Origin of the sequence: Gilvimarinus algae (assembly GCF_030518215.1) — a bacterium.
Taxonomy (GTDB): domain Bacteria; phylum Pseudomonadota; class Gammaproteobacteria; order Pseudomonadales; family Cellvibrionaceae; genus Gilvimarinus; species Gilvimarinus algae.
In genome coordinates, this window is record NZ_JAULRT010000035.1 from 339,107 (window position 1) to 354,053 (window position 14,947).

A 14,947-nucleotide genomic window follows, 5' to 3' on the forward strand; every position below is an offset into this window, starting at 1 on the left:
CAAGCGAGCCTCAGGGGGCGCGTTTAAAACTCCACAAACCGCCACCAATGGCCGCCAGGGTAAAGGCGCCGGCTAGGGCGGTGGCAGCGATCAGCCAGGTATCCAGGCTCAGCCCGAAGAGCGCCACCCCCACTTTCGACCAGGGGAAAACCGCCCCGGCCAGGGCACTCGCGGCCAGGCCCACCGCCCAGTTGAGGGTTTTGACCCGGCGCGCATCAATTCCAGCATCGGGCAGTGCGGCCATCACGCTTTCGGTAAAGCCCGCGTCTTCCAAGTAATCTTCTTCGGCGAGCGTCCGTTCCAGCCAGTCATCGAGGTTATTCCGGCTCATTGAAGGTCTCCCCTTGCCAGTCCTGCAGTATCGATTTGAGTTTAGCCTTTGCACGCAAGACGTGCGATTTTACGGTTCCCACGGGTATTTGCATAAGCTGTGCCGCCTCTTCATTGCTGTAGCCGAGCTGATAGGTCAGGTGCAACGACTCGCGCTGAGCCGCCGAGAGCTGCGTCATGGCGCGGCTGAGGTCGCGCCGGGTCAACGCCTGATCGGTGGGAGCGGCGGTGTCCTCGCCGCTGCGCTCGACCAGTTCGCTATCGGGTTCGGGGAGCTTTTTGCGGTAATGGCTGATCAGCTGGTTGCGGGCAATCTGGTAGAGCCAGGTAAAAAACTGCGCCTCGCGCTTGAAGCCCGCCAGTGCCTTGTAGGCCTTGATAAAGGCTTCCTGAGCAATGTCGTCCGCCAAAGCATGATCGCCCGCGCACAGGGTGCGCAGGCTTTGGCGCAAGCGCGACTGATGACGTCGCACAAGCTGGCTGAAGGCGTGTTGATCCCGGCGCTTGACGGCGCGCTCGATCAGGATCTCGTCACTGATCTCCATTCGTGATCTTTACTCGCTCCGCTGTCCGGCCCGAGCCTTGCTCTCTTGCCAGAGCTTGTAGTTCACGCCGCCAATGGCGAGCGGTATCAGCCCTAAGGTAGCCACATCCAAGCCGGCAATAAAGAACAGGGCGAGGAAGACCGCGCCACCCACCCAGAGCAGATAGAGACTGCGCCGGTAGAGAGCGTCCGTCTCATTGACCCCGCCCTGGCCGCCGGTAAACAGCGCCTCGGGCACGGGCTGACCGGCCTCAATCAGCTTGTTGATAATCTCCATTTGCATCTGCTTGCGCTTGTGCAGGCTGTTCATCAATATCGCCAGACAAACGATGGGCGTGGAAAACACCATCAGGATAGCAATAATCGGCACCGGATCGGTCATGGCACACTCCTCAACTGGTTTAAACGTGCTGTTACTCCATAGACGCCGCGGCGGGGCAAACGGATGCACACAAAAAAGCCACCCGAAGGTGGCTTTTGGGCGAGCGCGAGCAAGGGAGATTAACCCTCCATCTGCTCCAGCTCTTTACCCTTGGTTTCGCGGACCATAAAGATCACGAAGAACACCGACAGGGCCGCAAAGAACGCGTAGATGCTGTAGGCGGCCGACAGCCCGATACCCGCCAGCATAATCGGGAAGCTCCAGGTCACCAGGAAGTTCGCCAGCCACTGGGCCAGGCCGGCAATCGCCAGGCCCGAGCCGCGGATCTGGTTGGGGAACATCTCACCCAGCATTACCCACATCACCGGACCCCAGGACATATTGAACAGGAAGACGTAGATATTGGCACCGTAGAGCGCCAGCAGGCCAGACTCCTGCGACAGGGCCAGATTGCCCGCCGCATCCACGGGCGCGCCCGAGAAGGCGTAGGCAACGACGCCCAGGCTGATGGCCATACCGGCCGAGCCAAACCACAGCAGCGGCTTGCGGCCGATTTTGTCCACCACAAAAAAGGTAATAAAGCAGGCGGCAATACTGATGGTGCCCGAGAGCACATTGGTTTGCAGGGCCTCACTCTCGGTAAAGCCGGCGGCCTCCCAGAGCACAGCGCCGTAGTAGAAGACCACGTTGATACCGACGAATTGCTGCAGCACCGCCAGGCCAATACCCACCCAGACGATGGGGCGCACACGGCCTTTGACCTTATCGATCAGATCGGAAAAGCGCGGGCTGTGGTGATCAGAGGCCAGCGAATCGGCAATCTCGGAGAATTTGGCGTTGCCGTCCACATCACCGTAGAGGCGCACCAGCACTTGGCGGGCCTTATCGTGCTTGCCCGAGGCCACCAGAAAACGGGGGCTCTCGGGGATGATCAGCAGGGCGAGAAAAAAGATGCTGGCCGGTACCAGCTCCACCCAGAACATCCAGCGCCAGGTCTCGTAGCCGCCCCAAAACATCTCAGTGGAGCCACCGGCGGATTCAGCCAGAAAATAGTTGGAGAAAAACGAGGCCGTCAGGCCGCAGATAATGGCGATTTGCTGGACCGAGGTCAGCATACCCCGGTACTTGGCCAGTGCCACCTCACTGATATAGGCAGGCGCCATGACCGAGGCCGCGCCCACCGCCATACCACCGAGTATCCGGTAGATCACAAACTCAAAGGTACTGCTGGCAATACCCGACCCCCAGGCCGAGACAATAAAAAACACGGAGGCGACAATCAGCAGCGCTTTGCGGCCGTATTTGTCCGCCAATCGGCCCGCAAACAGGGCGCCGGCCGCACAGCCGAGCAACATGGAAGACACGCTAAAACCGGTACCGGCCGAGTCGGAGTCAAACGCCAACTGCAGGCCCTTGACCGTGCCGTTGATAACCCCGCTGTCGTAGCCGAACAGAAACCCGCCAATGGTGGCGATGCAACTGATAAAGATAATAAAGCCAGTGCTGCCCTGACTTGGGCCTGCTGAAGTCGTCATGGATCTTACCTTGTTATTAAAATGGTGGAATCAGGCTGGATCATATAAGTAAAAAGGGCGCCGTCACAAGTGACGGCGCCCTGTCGGTTCATGGCTCTCCCGACTTATAGTCAAGTATACTCTGTGCTTGCGCGGCTGAGTAGTCCGTTTACAAATCAAAAACAAAGCGGCGGCCGAGCACAAAGTTACTCACAGCCACCGTCGCCATAGACGCCGCCTTGGCCACCAGCGGCATGGCCGTCAGCGCCAGTGCCGCCGCCAGCACACCGCTACCCAGCGCCAGGCTCAGCAGGAAAATCAGCAGGTATTTCTGCGCCGACTGCAGGCCCAGCGCTTCGTTGCAGCGAAAGGTGAAATTGTGATGCAGTACCAGCCCCAGACAATACCCCAGCGCCAAACCGGCCACATTGGCCCATTCGCAGGCGACACCCAGCGCCAAAAGCGCACAAAATACACCCACATCAGCACTGCCCAGGATCAACCCGGTTACCATAAAACGTGAAAAGGGTGCGCCCCAGTGCTCTAGCGTAGTAATCATCAGCCCACAGTGCTTGGGTATGTTGCGGGCAGGGTACATCAAGGGTATGACGGAGAAGTGACAATCAAAACGCTCAGCAAAGCTCTGTTACTCGCGGGGTTACTCCTGCCGCTGTTCAGCGCGGCCGAAAGCATAAGACCCTTTACCAGCGACGGCTGCAGCCGGTTTCCCAACGGAACGCTGGAGCACGCAGGCCTCTGGCTCAGCTGCTGCGAGCAGCACGACCTGGCCTACTGGCGTGGCGGCACCTACGCCGAGCGAATTGCCGCTGACGACGCTCTGGAGGTCTGTGTCGCCGCCACTGGCGAGCCCACCATCGGCCTGATGATGTACTTCGGCGTGCGCCTCGGCGGCACCCCCTTCGCCCCCACGGATTTTCGCTGGGGCTATGGCTGGAGGGAGTACCGGGGCTACCGCGCGCTCAACGAGCAAGAACAACAAGCCGTGCAAGAGGCGATGAATGCCATGGACCCCGAGTGGCGAATACGGCTTATGCTGCCGGCGCCGCGTTAATACCGTGCCTTGCGATAAAGAGTATGGATGCTGGTCGCCCGGTGGCCGGATGAAGCGGCTCCCGCACACCGAGCAACTCCAGGCCGCCGTCGAGAAACAGGCCTATCCAGCTGGCCAGGGTTCTGAAATACCATGGCGGCGGATCGGTCAACGTACCATCCGTATCGGGCCAGGCGCCGTCCCGCCATCCGTCCACATAGGGCGCTTTACCACAGCTCTCCTGCGGATGAAGGGTCTGTACAATAAAGACGCCGCCGGGGACGAGTAGCTGCTGCATATCGGCGAATACCTTCGTCACCGACGCCTTACCCAACAGGGAAAAGTTAGCCACAGCCAGATCAAAGCGCTCACCCGCCGCGCAGCGAACCAAAGTATCGTAAGAGGCGTGACGAAACTCGCCACCGCCCGCTGCCCGAGCCTGCGCGATAAGCGCCTCAGTGGCATCGACACCTAAGCCGCGCTGCACCTGCTGACTGAGAGCACGCAGCAGCCAGCCCTCGCCGCAGCCAATATCAAGCACTGTCTCGGGGGCAAAACTCAATACGGCTTCGACAATCGCGGTATCCGTCACCAGCCGCCGGCTATCGATCCGCTGTTGACGCACCGCCGTCGTCCAGGGCGTTACATTGTGTGTCCAGGACTTGAGAATTCGCGCTTCGTTACCGTCACTCATGGGTTTAGGGTATCGCTCTATCCAGCGCGGCATCAAAGCACTTGCCGTCAAAAGGTACCACCAGCACCTTGCTGCCGTGTCTGTCATTGCCCATGTCATCCCACTTATTCACATCCAGCGCCGAGAAAGTAAAGTGTGTGACGTGGCCGTTTTCAATTAAAACGCCGGGGCGCTCCAGCAAGCTCCACTCGTTCCTCTCGCCGTCTTCATACTCAAATCCCAGACGCGGGTCATAGGCAATGCCGGTATCGATCCAGTTGTTGATGCCATCGCGCGAGACCAGATGCCGCGCTTTGCGGATATCCCACCAATTCAGGGTGATGTGATACAAGCCGCCGCTGTACCAGACGATAGGATCTTCTGCCTTGGCGTTGTCGTAACCTTCAATGCTCGGCCAAATGCTGGGGCCCTGGGCAACATAGGGCCCCATAAGGTGGTCGCTGAGCATAATGATACCCGGGCGCGATACCAGCAGAAATTTACCGTCCGGGCGCACAATAATACTGACGTTCGCGCCGGCCCGATTTAAGTCCTGGCCATTGGCCTCCATGCTCACCGTCCCCTGCAGCTGATACTCACCGTCAATGGTCTCAGCAATAAACACATCGCCGTAGCGCCCGGCGTCACTGGCCACCGCATAGTAACGGCCATCGGGCAGGATACCGCCAGTGATATTGTGGCCCGCGCCATCGCGGTCAGAAAACAGGGGTTTCGGATTTCGGTAGGGCCCCTCGGGCTTATCGCTCACGGCATGCACGGCAATGGACTTTGCCCAATCGTAGTGGGTCAAGCTCCCTGGCCAGCGACTTGCGAGCAAATGATAGCGGCCCTCCGGGCCCTTGATGATTTTACCGTCCCAATAATTCCACTCAGGTTGCGGCTGGGCGCTTTCCAAACCATTGTCGATATCGCGCGGCAGCACTCCCTCGGCGCCCCACACATCCGCACGGCGATTGCAGGAGGGCATGGGCAGAAAATAATCCACCATTTGCAGGGAGTCTTTACCCTGGCAGGCGGCCCGCTCAGTAGGCTCGCGTTCTGATTCGGTGTCGGGGAGTGAACTGCAGGCCGCAGTGAATGCGGCGATCAATGCAAAGGTTAACGGGCTTAGTTGTCTCATAGAGTTGATAAGTGTTTGGGCATTATTAGAATCCGGGTAATCTACGCCAACACGATCTGGTTGGGAAGCCTGCTTAGGTTAAGATCGATTTACCTCCAAGCTGGAACAGGCGCTTTCAGTAGTGAAAAACAACGAGCGACACCGATAGATTTTCCGAAATGCGCGATAGCCAATGATCAAGCAATCGTCCAATCCGACAAAACCCAATTCGTGTCTTCATTTGGGCTATGGACCCATATCTCCATAGAGCGCGGTAAATCTCTCTCAGTCCAGCGAAACACCGCGTGCCAAGGTGTCTCACCAGAAACCTGGCTGGCACGGGAGAATGGAACCAGATCACCCTCTAGGTCGAGCCATTGTTCTGAGACCTCAAGGCGACGCCAATCTTTTCGACTCTGAGGTTCGTCATGCGGCGTTGGGTCTGACACGGCGCCATAACGCACACTCAGGCTGAGCCCCTCAATGGGCCCATAGACATTGTGATACATCAGCTCAACCATCCAGCCACCAGAGTCCTGCGAAAATACACGCGCCTGCAAGACCGATTCTCCCGCCAGCTCCCAGCTTGCTTCAGCGAAGGGCGCCTCATCCTCTTCCTCGTTGAGTAAGCCATATTGCCTCAATTTTTCTACTAAAGGCGCCAGAGGCATTTGCGCAAAATCATCCCAGAAAAACTCATCCAGCTTGTCTCTTGCAATTGCGCAGTCCAAGCCCGAAGCAAACAACAAATCAATCATTTCACAGCGCCGTTCCAGTTGGGATTTTGCATCCGTTTCAGACAGACTCAAGGCTTTCGCTGCTCCGACCAACTCTTTTCTCTTCTGTTCAGCTTCGCGCATAAGCCGATTAAAGTTGCTTCCATCCTCAGCGATTAACGCGTTGTCAACATGAATACTGTGAGAGCCTGGATACCCTTTGCACTTGATACAATGATAGGCGTAGTAATCCATCTCAGGCAGTTCATCCGTCCAAAACAGATAGGACATACAGGCTTCTCGCACAGGATTCAGAGTAGCGGTTATCGCCTTATTAATATCAAATTTCCCTCCAACTAAAACACGCTTGACGGCCTCAACATCCAAGCGAGCGCAGTCATAGCAAAGCAACAATTTCTGGATCGGTGCACCAAATTTCGCAACAGATCGAAACGACTCCAATAGCTCTGGATAACGCAATAGCTGCCGCACAAATGTCGCATTCGCAGCTAATGGCTTTTGACCCGACCGCTTAAACAACTGGATAAAGTCTTGTAAGCCCTGAGCACCTCGGGCGTAAAAACAAAGCTCGGGTGCTGAGAGCTTAAGTCGATCTTTGCTGGCTACTTTAGCGCCTGCCGTCAGTAATTGACTTATCGCGTATTCATTGCCGACACGGCAGGCCACAAGGAGAGGCGTTCTCGCCAAATTAAGATCCTTGCCAAAAGAGTGGCGCAATCTCTCTTCGGCCTTGTCAAGTGATGAGCCTACCTCTACCTCACCCAACATATAATTGATGCCAGCACCTAGATTATCCTCAACAGGAACCGAATACTCCAAAGCCGACTTTTGTCCAACCAGCTTATCAATAACTTCTCTATTGTCATTGATAATTGCCACATCAAAAAGGGTTCGGCCATCGGCATGTAGGCAAAAATCATCGAGCTTCTCGAGAAGGTCAAGTGTATCCGGGTGATGTTGAGCCACTCGATTGAACAGGACCGCGAGATTTTCCGTCATAGAAAGGTTCCGAAGTTTTTTACTTCACTAGCACAAACTTAACCTGCGTTATTGCTGATGATGTTAGCCTGCCCGAGGAACAACAAACAAATTGCCATTCACTCCAAATTGCAAGACCACATATTGGGCAGGCTAAGCGCATGCCACAAATCTCAAAGCGGGGTGGGCCATTGAGCACAATGGCTTAATCAACTCCTTTTTGAAACCAGGAAAAATGGCATCGCTTCGTCGCCTTTGCGGGGTCCTTTTGTATCAATACCAAAACGAAAAATAAAACCGTATCACATTGGCATCAAAATTATAGAAGGGCTCCTCGCCCGGCGCGGCCTCGGTGTCGAGTACATTGCGAAAGCTCTGGTAATCAAACTGAAAGTGATCCCAGTAGAGGTTGACAGTGCTTTTCTCAAAAACCCACAGCCATTTTTCCGGCACATTGTAGGTGATACCCAGGCCAATGTTATCGGAGGTGTAATCGCTCAGCTCTTTGTCCCGCGCCATAAAATTTTGAGCATCGCGGTAGGGGAAAAGGTCTGAATAAAAATCCGCGGCGCTTTGCTGGTAGTTGCGGTATTTGAGTTCAAACAGCCAGCGCTGGCCCCAGGGGTGGGTGTAGCGCAGCTCCCAGTTGTCCGCCTCTATGCCCCAGCTGTCTTCGTAGTAGCGGTAATCGGCGCGCAGGCTGGCGCGGTAAGGTAGATAGTAAATGGCGCGCAGGCTGGCGGCATCAGAGTTGCGGGTTTCGGGGTAGATTTCACGCTGGTAACTGTAGCCTTGCGCGGCATTGGGGTCCAGGTAGCGCACCTGGCGGTAGGGGTTGTTGAGAAAACCCTCATCGACAGCGGACTCTACATTGACGGCGGCGATCAGCGATTTGGTGAGAATTTGCGAAAGGTTCACCTGGTAGCGACGGCGGCGCACTTCCTCTTCAAACTCGGGGTTGCCGTTTTGCCCCACCACATCCTCGCCGTAGCTCACACCAAAGGTCAACGTGGTTAAATCGCCAAAAAACGCCTGGCTGATACTGACGCTGCCGGTCTGTGCCTGGTAGTCGTTTTCATCGCTGCTGGTGTAGCCCGCGCGGATGATCGTGCGGTCGTGCAGAAACTCGGTGCCCACAGAATACTCGGTGCGCTCTTCCGAGTATTCGCTGGCGGTGGCCAGCACATCGATAGAGGCGCTGGAAACCATATCCACATAATAGTTGGCGGACACCGCCACATTGGTGCCGATGTTTTTGCGCACCAGAATCGAGGGGCCGTCGATGGTGGCGCCGCCGCCATCGTAGCTGTGGTACATGACATCCAAACGGTCGGGCGCGAGTACTTCGGCGCGCGCCACGGTCATCAGCGCAAGCGCTGCCAGTGCAAAAATAACGCGCTTAGTTGCAGCCACAGCCACCCCCACTGGCGCCATCGGCGCCGCGCGCCGCTTCGCGCGCTTCGTACACGTGATGCAGGTAGGTGCTGGCGATAGGGTCGCGATCAAAGCTCATGATTTCATCGGCGAGGTTTTCCCGCTCGTAAGGTTTTACCCACGGACTGCAGCCCGTCATCAAGAGCAACCCCATACACACAAGCGCCAGCCGGATCATTCGCGAATCAGCTCCTTGATTTGGGTGCGGTACTTTTCTTCGTCGCCACTGCGATAGCCGCGATTAACGTAGCGAATCTTGCCGTCGCGATCAATCAAAATGGTGGTCGGCATGGCGTCCACATCGTAGAGCTTGCTGACTTTACTGGTGGGATCGTAGAGCACCGGAAAGCTCACCGGAATATCCTCTAGCAACTTGTCCGCAGCAGCGGTATCCGACTCCACATTCACGCCGTAGAGCACAAAGCCCGCGTCCTGGTAACGCTGGAAGAGATCATCCAACAGCGGCATTTCCTTGCGACATGGAGCGCACCAGCTGGCCCAGAAATTGAGCATCACCACGGTGCCGCGCTGCTCAGCCAGGCGCAGGTTATCGCCGGTTGTGCTTTTCAGAGTAAAGTCCGGCGCCGTTTCCTCGGCCTGCACCTGCAGGGTAACGGTGGCGGCCAGTAAGGCAAAAAACATCAGGGTCTTGCGCCAAAAAAGCATGAATGCGGCTCCTAAAAGAAAATGGACAGGCCCAGGCGGCCTTCAAAGTTATTGGTTTGGCGAGACTCGCCAAACAGCTCGTGAGTAAACAGGTGATCGCGCATACCGATATCCAGGGCAAACCAATCGGTGGCGTAGAATTTGTAGCCGGCGCCGAAGGTGTAGGTGGCGTAGCGGTTGCTGGCAAACTCGGTGTTGCCGCCGCCGGCGGTAATGTAAAAGTGGGTGTTAAACGCCGTGCCCGAGCCAAAGTAGACCTGGCCGGGGAAGATTTTGTAACCGAGCGAAAGTACGTAGTAAGAGAACTCGCGCTCTTCATCGGTAAGCAGCTCGACCGCGCCACTCAATAGCTCGTAGCTGGTTTTATTGGCCTCGCTCACACCGTAAATGGCCTCGACAAAAAAGTCCTCGGTGATGTGGTAGGCGAGGTTAGCGCCAATCACCGAGTTGCTGCCAAAGTCTTCAATGCCCAGCACGCCACCGTAGATACCAAATTCAAAGTTTTCGGTATCGAGCATGTCCTCGCTGATGTCACGGCGCTCAATATCCGCACCCACTATCGGCTCCAGCGGGTCGTCTTCCTGCGCCCAGAGAAGGCCCGGCAGCGCCAGCAGCGCGGCTAGAAAAATACGTTGAAGCCGACTCGCCATTCGTTAACCTCGTCGTTGTTTTCCCGCGTTGTCAGCAGGTAGTGATTGGTGTACTCCAGGCGCATAAAAAAGCGCCGCGACAAATACACGTAAGTGCCCAGGCTCGCCTGCAACACCGAGTCTTCCCGGTCCTCGGTATCCACCAAGGTCGCGCTCGGTTGAATCTTGATAATACCCGCGCCCACGCTTAAAAACGGCGACACCCGCCACTCGGGAAACGGTTGATGCAACAAACCGGCGGCGATGATTTCACTGTCGGAAAAACTGCCCGCCTGCTGCGCGTAGCGCGCCTCCAAAGTCAGGTTGCGGGTAAAGCGGTAGCCGAGCGTGGCGGTGACTGAGTCGGCCCCGCCAAAATCGCCGAAGCCCGCGCCCAGCTCGAACCGGCCAACCACCGCATCGGAGCGGTACTCGTCGGTAAAGTCCGGCACCTGCCCGCTGGGGTCCAGGGTCGAGGCCATGGCCTCGCGTTTGATCCAGCCCTCCACGCCTTTATCCGTGGCGATTTTGATCCAGCTGGTGCGGCTTTTCAGCAGGGTTATGGTTTCGCCGTGCTCGAGCGCATGAAAAATCGGGTAGCCGCGGCCGGGGCCGGAGTACACATCGATGTAGGCGCTGTTAACCGTGACCACCAGGGGCTCATCCGGCCCAAACCAGTCGGCGCGCGCCGGCAGTGCCAAAAGCACCGCGAGGAACAAGAGCGTGAGGTTAGGCAGCCTTGGCATCAATCGGGTACATCAAAAGGGTTGTTATAGTATTGGGCACCGATGTCCAGCCACTCGCTGATGAGTTTTTGCTCGGCGGCGTTGAGCAGACCGCGATGATCCACGGTCATCTGCTCGGCATCAAAGCTGTTGAGCGTTTCAAAAAACGAGCCGCTGGCCCAGGCGCCGGCCGGCGACATGGTGCGCGATACCGGCACAGTCACCAGGATGGGAATGGGGTTGCCCGCTTCGTCCAGTATCAACTCGCCATCCTCATCGGTTTCAAACTCACCGCTTTCAATCAGCACTTCCTGCAATACGCCATCCACCACTTCCAGCTCATTGTGGGTAAAGAGCAGGTTGCGATAGGAGGTGATATGCGGCGAATTATTCTCACTTGCCGTCAAGTCTAACTGCCCCGCCGGAATCTGCACAAGGCCATCGACATCGGCGGGGCTGTGGCAGCTGCTGCAGGTGTTGTCGGCGGCGATGCTGCCGTCCTCGGCCAACACCAGCCGCGGTTTGTCCCACAGCGGCTGAATTTGATCCGGGTAGTTCACCACAATCCGGCACTCGGCGTTCCAGTTTGCCAGGCATGCCTCACTGGTGGGCAGCTGCGCCGGCTCGGCGTCTGGCACATCGGCGTAGGCGTAGCTAAGTGGCGCGTCCTTGGGGCGCACCGCCGGGTCGGTCCACTCATCCTCGTAGACAATGTCCACGCTCGGGCGGCGGATGCCGGCGATGCGGGCGTAGACCTCCGCCATGGTTTCACCCATATCGGCAAACAGGGCGGGCTCGGTGTTGGGGAAGGGCACGCCGGTAGTGGGCGCGCCGGCGTTGATACTCTCGGGCCCGGCACCCGCGCGGCCATGAGGAATAGCGGAGCCGTCTTCGTGGCAGCCCTGGCACTCAAAGGTTTCGCCGGGGCGCACCTGCAGCCAGTGCTCGTGCCGATCGGAAATGCGCCGCCCCGCGCCATCCACCACCGAGACGGTAAAGGCCACATCCGCCGGCACCAGGGTTTTGACCGAGCCATCGGGCTCGATGGGCACGTAACCGAGTATCTCTTTAAAGCGCTGGGCACTGCTGGCGCCAAAGGCGCTGCCGGGAAAATTCAAAATCTCGTTGGGCGGCTCAGATACGGCCTTCACCAACCGCAAAAAGCGGGCGGGGCGCTCATCGGCGCTGAACTGCGCCGGGTCGCGCAGGTTCTCAATGCCGGCGGTGGTGGTGTCCTCGCCGTCCAGGTCGTAAACACTGCGGATGTGCAGCACACCCAGGCCATCGGCGGCCAGCTCCTGATCCACCTCGGGGGCCAGGTACTCGGCCGGAGCGCGCGGTTCCAGGGTGACAATGTCGGTGTAGTAGACGTCTTCATCGGGGACGATCACCGGCTGCTGCAGGTTGTCGTCCAGGTTGTACACCCACAGACCATAGACCGGCGGCGCCGCTTCCAGCTCCTGGGCCATGTACTCGTCGGTGCAGGGCACATAGCGCTCGTCGCTGCCCTCAACATCCGGATCGGCAGGCTCGATCAGGCGGCACTGGCTCCAGCTCACGAGCAGGCGGTTGGTACCGTCGTACAGAGGCGTCAAGGCCGAGAATTCGCCGTGACGGGAGATCTCGCCGTCAATCACCACCGGCAGCACCGTCAGGGTGTTCAGGGCCGCATCCTCGGGCAGCGGCGTCTCTTCCTCGGTGGAGGTGACGGCGCGGTTGTCCTCCACATAGTCGGTGTGGTTGATGGCGAGCATGTCACCACCGAGCAGATCATTGCGCGGTTTGTAAATGCCCACTAGCCGGCCGTCGGGCAGCAGCTCTGGGTTAAACAACCAGGGCTTTTCGTCGTCCAGGCGCGTGTGGTACCCGTAGTGCAGGCGCAGGTCGGTGCCGTCCGGCCGCATGGTGTAATAGCTGATACGGTTGTTGCGGTAGTTGTCAGCGCGGGTAAAGAGCACGCGGCCATCGTCCAGCAGCAGCGGGTCCCACTCGTGGCTCTGGTTGTAGCTGAGCTGGCGGATATCGCTGCCGTCGTCGTTCATGGAGTGGAGTACAAAGGCCGGGCCGTCGCCACTTTCACTCTCGGCGGCGTACTGGGGTTTGTTGTCGTCCAGCAAAATAGCGCGGCTGCGCACCTGGCGGGTGGAGGCAAAGACAATGCGGCCATCGGCCAGATAGCGCGGGTTAATGTCGTCGGCTTGCTCGGCGAGAATGTCGGAGTCGATCACCCGGCGCAGACTGTCCAGCGCCAGGTTGTACTCCCAGATGTTCCAGCTCGGCTGCTCGTCCTCGTCCACATCCTCCAGCTCGGGCGCGCGCATGGCAAACAGCAAACGGTCGCCGTCCGGGTGGGCGCTCAAGTCCTTTACATCGTACTCGCTGCCCTCGCCAAAGGCGCGGTCGCTGATGTTGGTGGCCAGGGCATCGTCAGTGGCGCGGTCTTTGATAAACAGCCGGGCGCCGGGCAGAAAGCCATCGCGATCAAACGCCTGGGGCGCCAGCAGCTCGCCCTCCTCGTCGCGGGGCAAAGCGCGCTGAATATAGGCAATGGGCAGATCCACCACCACCGGGTCCGGCTCCTGGCCGCCGCCCGACAAACCCCCACCGCCTCCGCCACCACAGCCGGCCACGCCCAAAGCGGCGGCGCAGGCCAGCCACAGGCGGGAGAACTCAAACGCGGCGGTGCTGGAAGGCTGTTTCATGGGCCTGAATCGTCTTGGCTGGTGGCTGCTGTGGACCGGCGCGAACAAAGCCCGCGCGGGCGCATTTCTTTGTTTTGTCTGGGGCTGGCCTATTCTAGCCGTCAAAATCGGCAAAACCCCCGGATATTTGGCGGATTTGTGATTGGGTAGACACCCCCCCGCCCGTCAAACCCTCAGGCTGGCCTGCCCCATGGGCCTATAATAGTCGCACAGAATACAAGCAATCATGATAACCGTGGAGCGCGGGGGATGTCCCTTAACCAACGTCTTGTCGGGCTGGCCATTGGCGCCGGCCTGACGCTGTCCGTTTCCCTGGCCCAGGCCGGTGCGCGCGAGCAAGCGCTGCAAATCCATTCTCGCGTGGCCGGCGTGCCGCCCAGCGAGGCCGTCTTGCTGACCATGACCGACCATATCAACTCGGGCGATGTGGCGGCCGCCGTGCGCCTGGCCATGGACAACGACGGCTTCTACCGCGCCACCTTAAAAACCATGGCCACGCCCTGGACCAACCGCGACTTTACCCCCTTTGCCCCGCTCAACGACTACACGGCCACGGTGATGGGGCTGGTGCGCGATGAAAAAGACTTTCGCCAGTTGCTCTACGCCGACGTGCTCTATACCGGCGCCGCCAACCTCAGCCTGCCAGCCTACAGCAATGCCAATAACGCTCACTACCAAGCGCTGGAAGACGCCGATGTTGAGCTCAAAGATGCGCTCACCGAGCGCAGTCAGTCCAGCCTGACCGGGCTGCCCAGCGAGGCCACCGCGGGCGTGATGACCAGCCGCGCCGGGGCCAAGGCCTTCTTTTACGCGGGCACCAACCGCGCCATGTTCCGCTTTACCCTGCTCAACCATTTGTGTCGCGACCTGGAGCAGGTACACGACACCACCCGCATTCCCGACCGCATTCGCCAGGACGTCAGCCGCAGCCCCGGCGGCGACAGCCGGGTGTTCCTAAACAACTGCGTCGGCTGCCACGCGGGCATGGACCCCATGGCCCAGGCCTTTGCCTACTACGATTACGAATACGACATGGCCGCCGACCCGGACGCCGAGTTTGGCGCTATCCACTACAACGGCACCGGCGAAACCGACCCGGCCACCGGCACCCGGGTAGAGGCCAAATACCACATCAACGCCGGCACCTTCGCCCCCGGCTACATCACCCCCGATGACCAGTGGGACAACTACTGGCGCGCTGGCCCCAACGCCATACTCCAGTGGGACCCGAGCCTCGAAGGCAGCGGTGCTGGCGCCAAGAGCCTGGGGATGGAGCTGGCGCACTCCGGTGCCTTTGCCAGCTGCCAGGTGGAAAAAGTCTTTACCAAAGTCTGCCTGCGCAAGCCCGGCAACAGCGCCGACCGCGCCTTGGTAGCCAGTGCCACCAGCGCCTTTGCGGCCAGTGGCTATAACCTTAAACAGGTGTTTATCGACACCGCCGACTACTGCAAGGGTGAATAAG

16 protein-coding genes are annotated in these 14,947 nt (G+C 58.6%); 2 read left to right on the plus strand and 14 right to left on the minus strand.

The features are described 5' to 3' along the window. Positions 1 to 10: 10 nt before the first annotated feature. The 5 genes from QWI16_RS05245 to QWI16_RS05265 all read right to left on the minus strand — a co-directional run bounded on the left by QWI16_RS05245 (position 11) and on the right by QWI16_RS05265 (position 3,329). Complete coding sequence (locus tag QWI16_RS05245) at positions 11 to 331, minus strand: hypothetical protein (RefSeq protein WP_302711702.1); 321 nt, start codon at positions 329 to 331, stop codon at positions 11 to 13. After that, a complete protein-coding gene (locus tag QWI16_RS05250; RefSeq protein WP_302711703.1) occupies positions 318 to 875 on the minus strand; it encodes an RNA polymerase sigma factor in 558 nt (185 codons plus the stop codon). The genes QWI16_RS05245 and QWI16_RS05250 overlap by 14 nt, the downstream gene beginning before the upstream one ends. A gap of 9 nt (positions 876 to 884) precedes the next feature. Beyond that, positions 885 to 1,256: a DUF6249 domain-containing protein gene (locus QWI16_RS05255; RefSeq protein ID WP_302711704.1), complete on the minus strand. Its 372-nt coding sequence runs from the start codon at positions 1,254 to 1,256 to the stop codon at positions 885 to 887. A 119-nt stretch (positions 1,257 to 1,375) separates the two neighbouring features. Continuing rightward, a complete protein-coding gene (locus tag QWI16_RS05260; RefSeq protein WP_302711705.1) occupies positions 1,376 to 2,791 on the minus strand; it encodes a sugar porter family MFS transporter in 1,416 nt (471 codons plus the stop codon). 148 nt (positions 2,792 to 2,939) lie between these two features. Then, positions 2,940 to 3,329: a GtrA family protein gene (locus QWI16_RS05265; protein ID WP_302711706.1), complete on the minus strand. Its 390-nt coding sequence runs from the start codon at positions 3,327 to 3,329 to the stop codon at positions 2,940 to 2,942. A gap of 57 nt (positions 3,330 to 3,386) precedes the next feature. On the opposite strand from QWI16_RS05265, the gene QWI16_RS05270 reads away from it, so the two are divergent. Then, positions 3,387 to 3,842 carry an FAD-binding oxidoreductase gene (locus QWI16_RS05270; RefSeq protein WP_302711707.1) on the plus strand — a complete coding sequence of 152 codons (456 nt, stop codon included), beginning with the start codon at positions 3,387 to 3,389 and terminating at the stop codon, positions 3,840 to 3,842. Here QWI16_RS05270 and QWI16_RS05275 read toward each other — a convergent pair. The 9 genes from QWI16_RS05275 to QWI16_RS05315 form a co-directional block, all read right to left on the minus strand. After that, positions 3,820 to 4,515 carry a class I SAM-dependent methyltransferase gene (locus QWI16_RS05275; protein WP_302711708.1) on the minus strand — a complete coding sequence of 232 codons (696 nt, stop codon included), beginning with the start codon at positions 4,513 to 4,515 and terminating at the stop codon, positions 3,820 to 3,822. The two genes, QWI16_RS05270 and QWI16_RS05275, sit on opposite strands and share 23 nt — an antisense overlap. A 4-nt stretch (positions 4,516 to 4,519) precedes the next feature. Beyond that, entirely contained in the window at positions 4,520 to 5,635 is a 1,116-nt protein-coding gene (locus QWI16_RS05280) for a glycoside hydrolase family protein (RefSeq protein ID WP_302711709.1), read from the minus strand. Between the two features lie 176 nt (positions 5,636 to 5,811). Next, the gene (locus QWI16_RS05285; RefSeq protein ID WP_302711710.1) at positions 5,812 to 7,350 is read right to left on the minus strand and encodes a hypothetical protein; all 1,539 of its coding nucleotides are present in this window, start codon (positions 7,348 to 7,350) and stop codon (positions 5,812 to 5,814) included. A gap of 252 nt (positions 7,351 to 7,602) precedes the next feature. Next, positions 7,603 to 8,742: a DUF3570 domain-containing protein gene (locus QWI16_RS05290; RefSeq protein ID WP_368045279.1), complete on the minus strand. Its 1,140-nt coding sequence runs from the start codon at positions 8,740 to 8,742 to the stop codon at positions 7,603 to 7,605. Beyond that, a complete protein-coding gene (locus tag QWI16_RS05295) occupies positions 8,729 to 8,941 on the minus strand; it encodes a DUF4266 domain-containing protein (RefSeq protein ID WP_302711711.1) in 213 nt (70 codons plus the stop codon). The genes QWI16_RS05290 and QWI16_RS05295 overlap by 14 nt, the downstream gene beginning before the upstream one ends. Further along, positions 8,938 to 9,429 (minus strand): peroxiredoxin family protein, encoded by a 492-nt coding sequence (locus QWI16_RS05300; RefSeq protein ID WP_370659916.1) that lies wholly within the window; start codon positions 9,427 to 9,429, stop codon positions 8,938 to 8,940. The genes QWI16_RS05295 and QWI16_RS05300 overlap by 4 nt, the downstream gene beginning before the upstream one ends. A gap of 11 nt (positions 9,430 to 9,440) precedes the next feature. Then, on the minus strand, positions 9,441 to 10,079 hold the full coding sequence (locus QWI16_RS05305; RefSeq protein WP_302711712.1) for an outer membrane beta-barrel domain-containing protein: 639 nt from the start codon (positions 10,077 to 10,079) through the stop codon (positions 9,441 to 9,443). Beyond that, positions 10,049 to 10,804, minus strand: a complete 756-nt coding sequence (locus tag QWI16_RS05310; protein WP_302711713.1) for an outer membrane beta-barrel protein — start codon at positions 10,802 to 10,804, stop codon at positions 10,049 to 10,051. Before QWI16_RS05310 ends, QWI16_RS05305 begins: the two co-directional genes overlap by 31 nt. Continuing rightward, positions 10,804 to 13,485: an HzsA-related protein gene (locus QWI16_RS05315; protein WP_302711714.1), complete on the minus strand. Its 2,682-nt coding sequence runs from the start codon at positions 13,483 to 13,485 to the stop codon at positions 10,804 to 10,806. Before QWI16_RS05315 ends, QWI16_RS05310 begins: the two co-directional genes overlap by 1 nt. Positions 13,486 to 13,734: 249 nt before the next feature. Here QWI16_RS05315 and QWI16_RS05320 point away from each other — a divergent pair, with 249 nt between their 5' ends. Then, positions 13,735 to 14,946 (plus strand): hypothetical protein, encoded by a 1,212-nt coding sequence (locus QWI16_RS05320; protein ID WP_302711715.1) that lies wholly within the window; start codon positions 13,735 to 13,737, stop codon positions 14,944 to 14,946. Position 14,947: the final 1 nt, after the last annotated feature.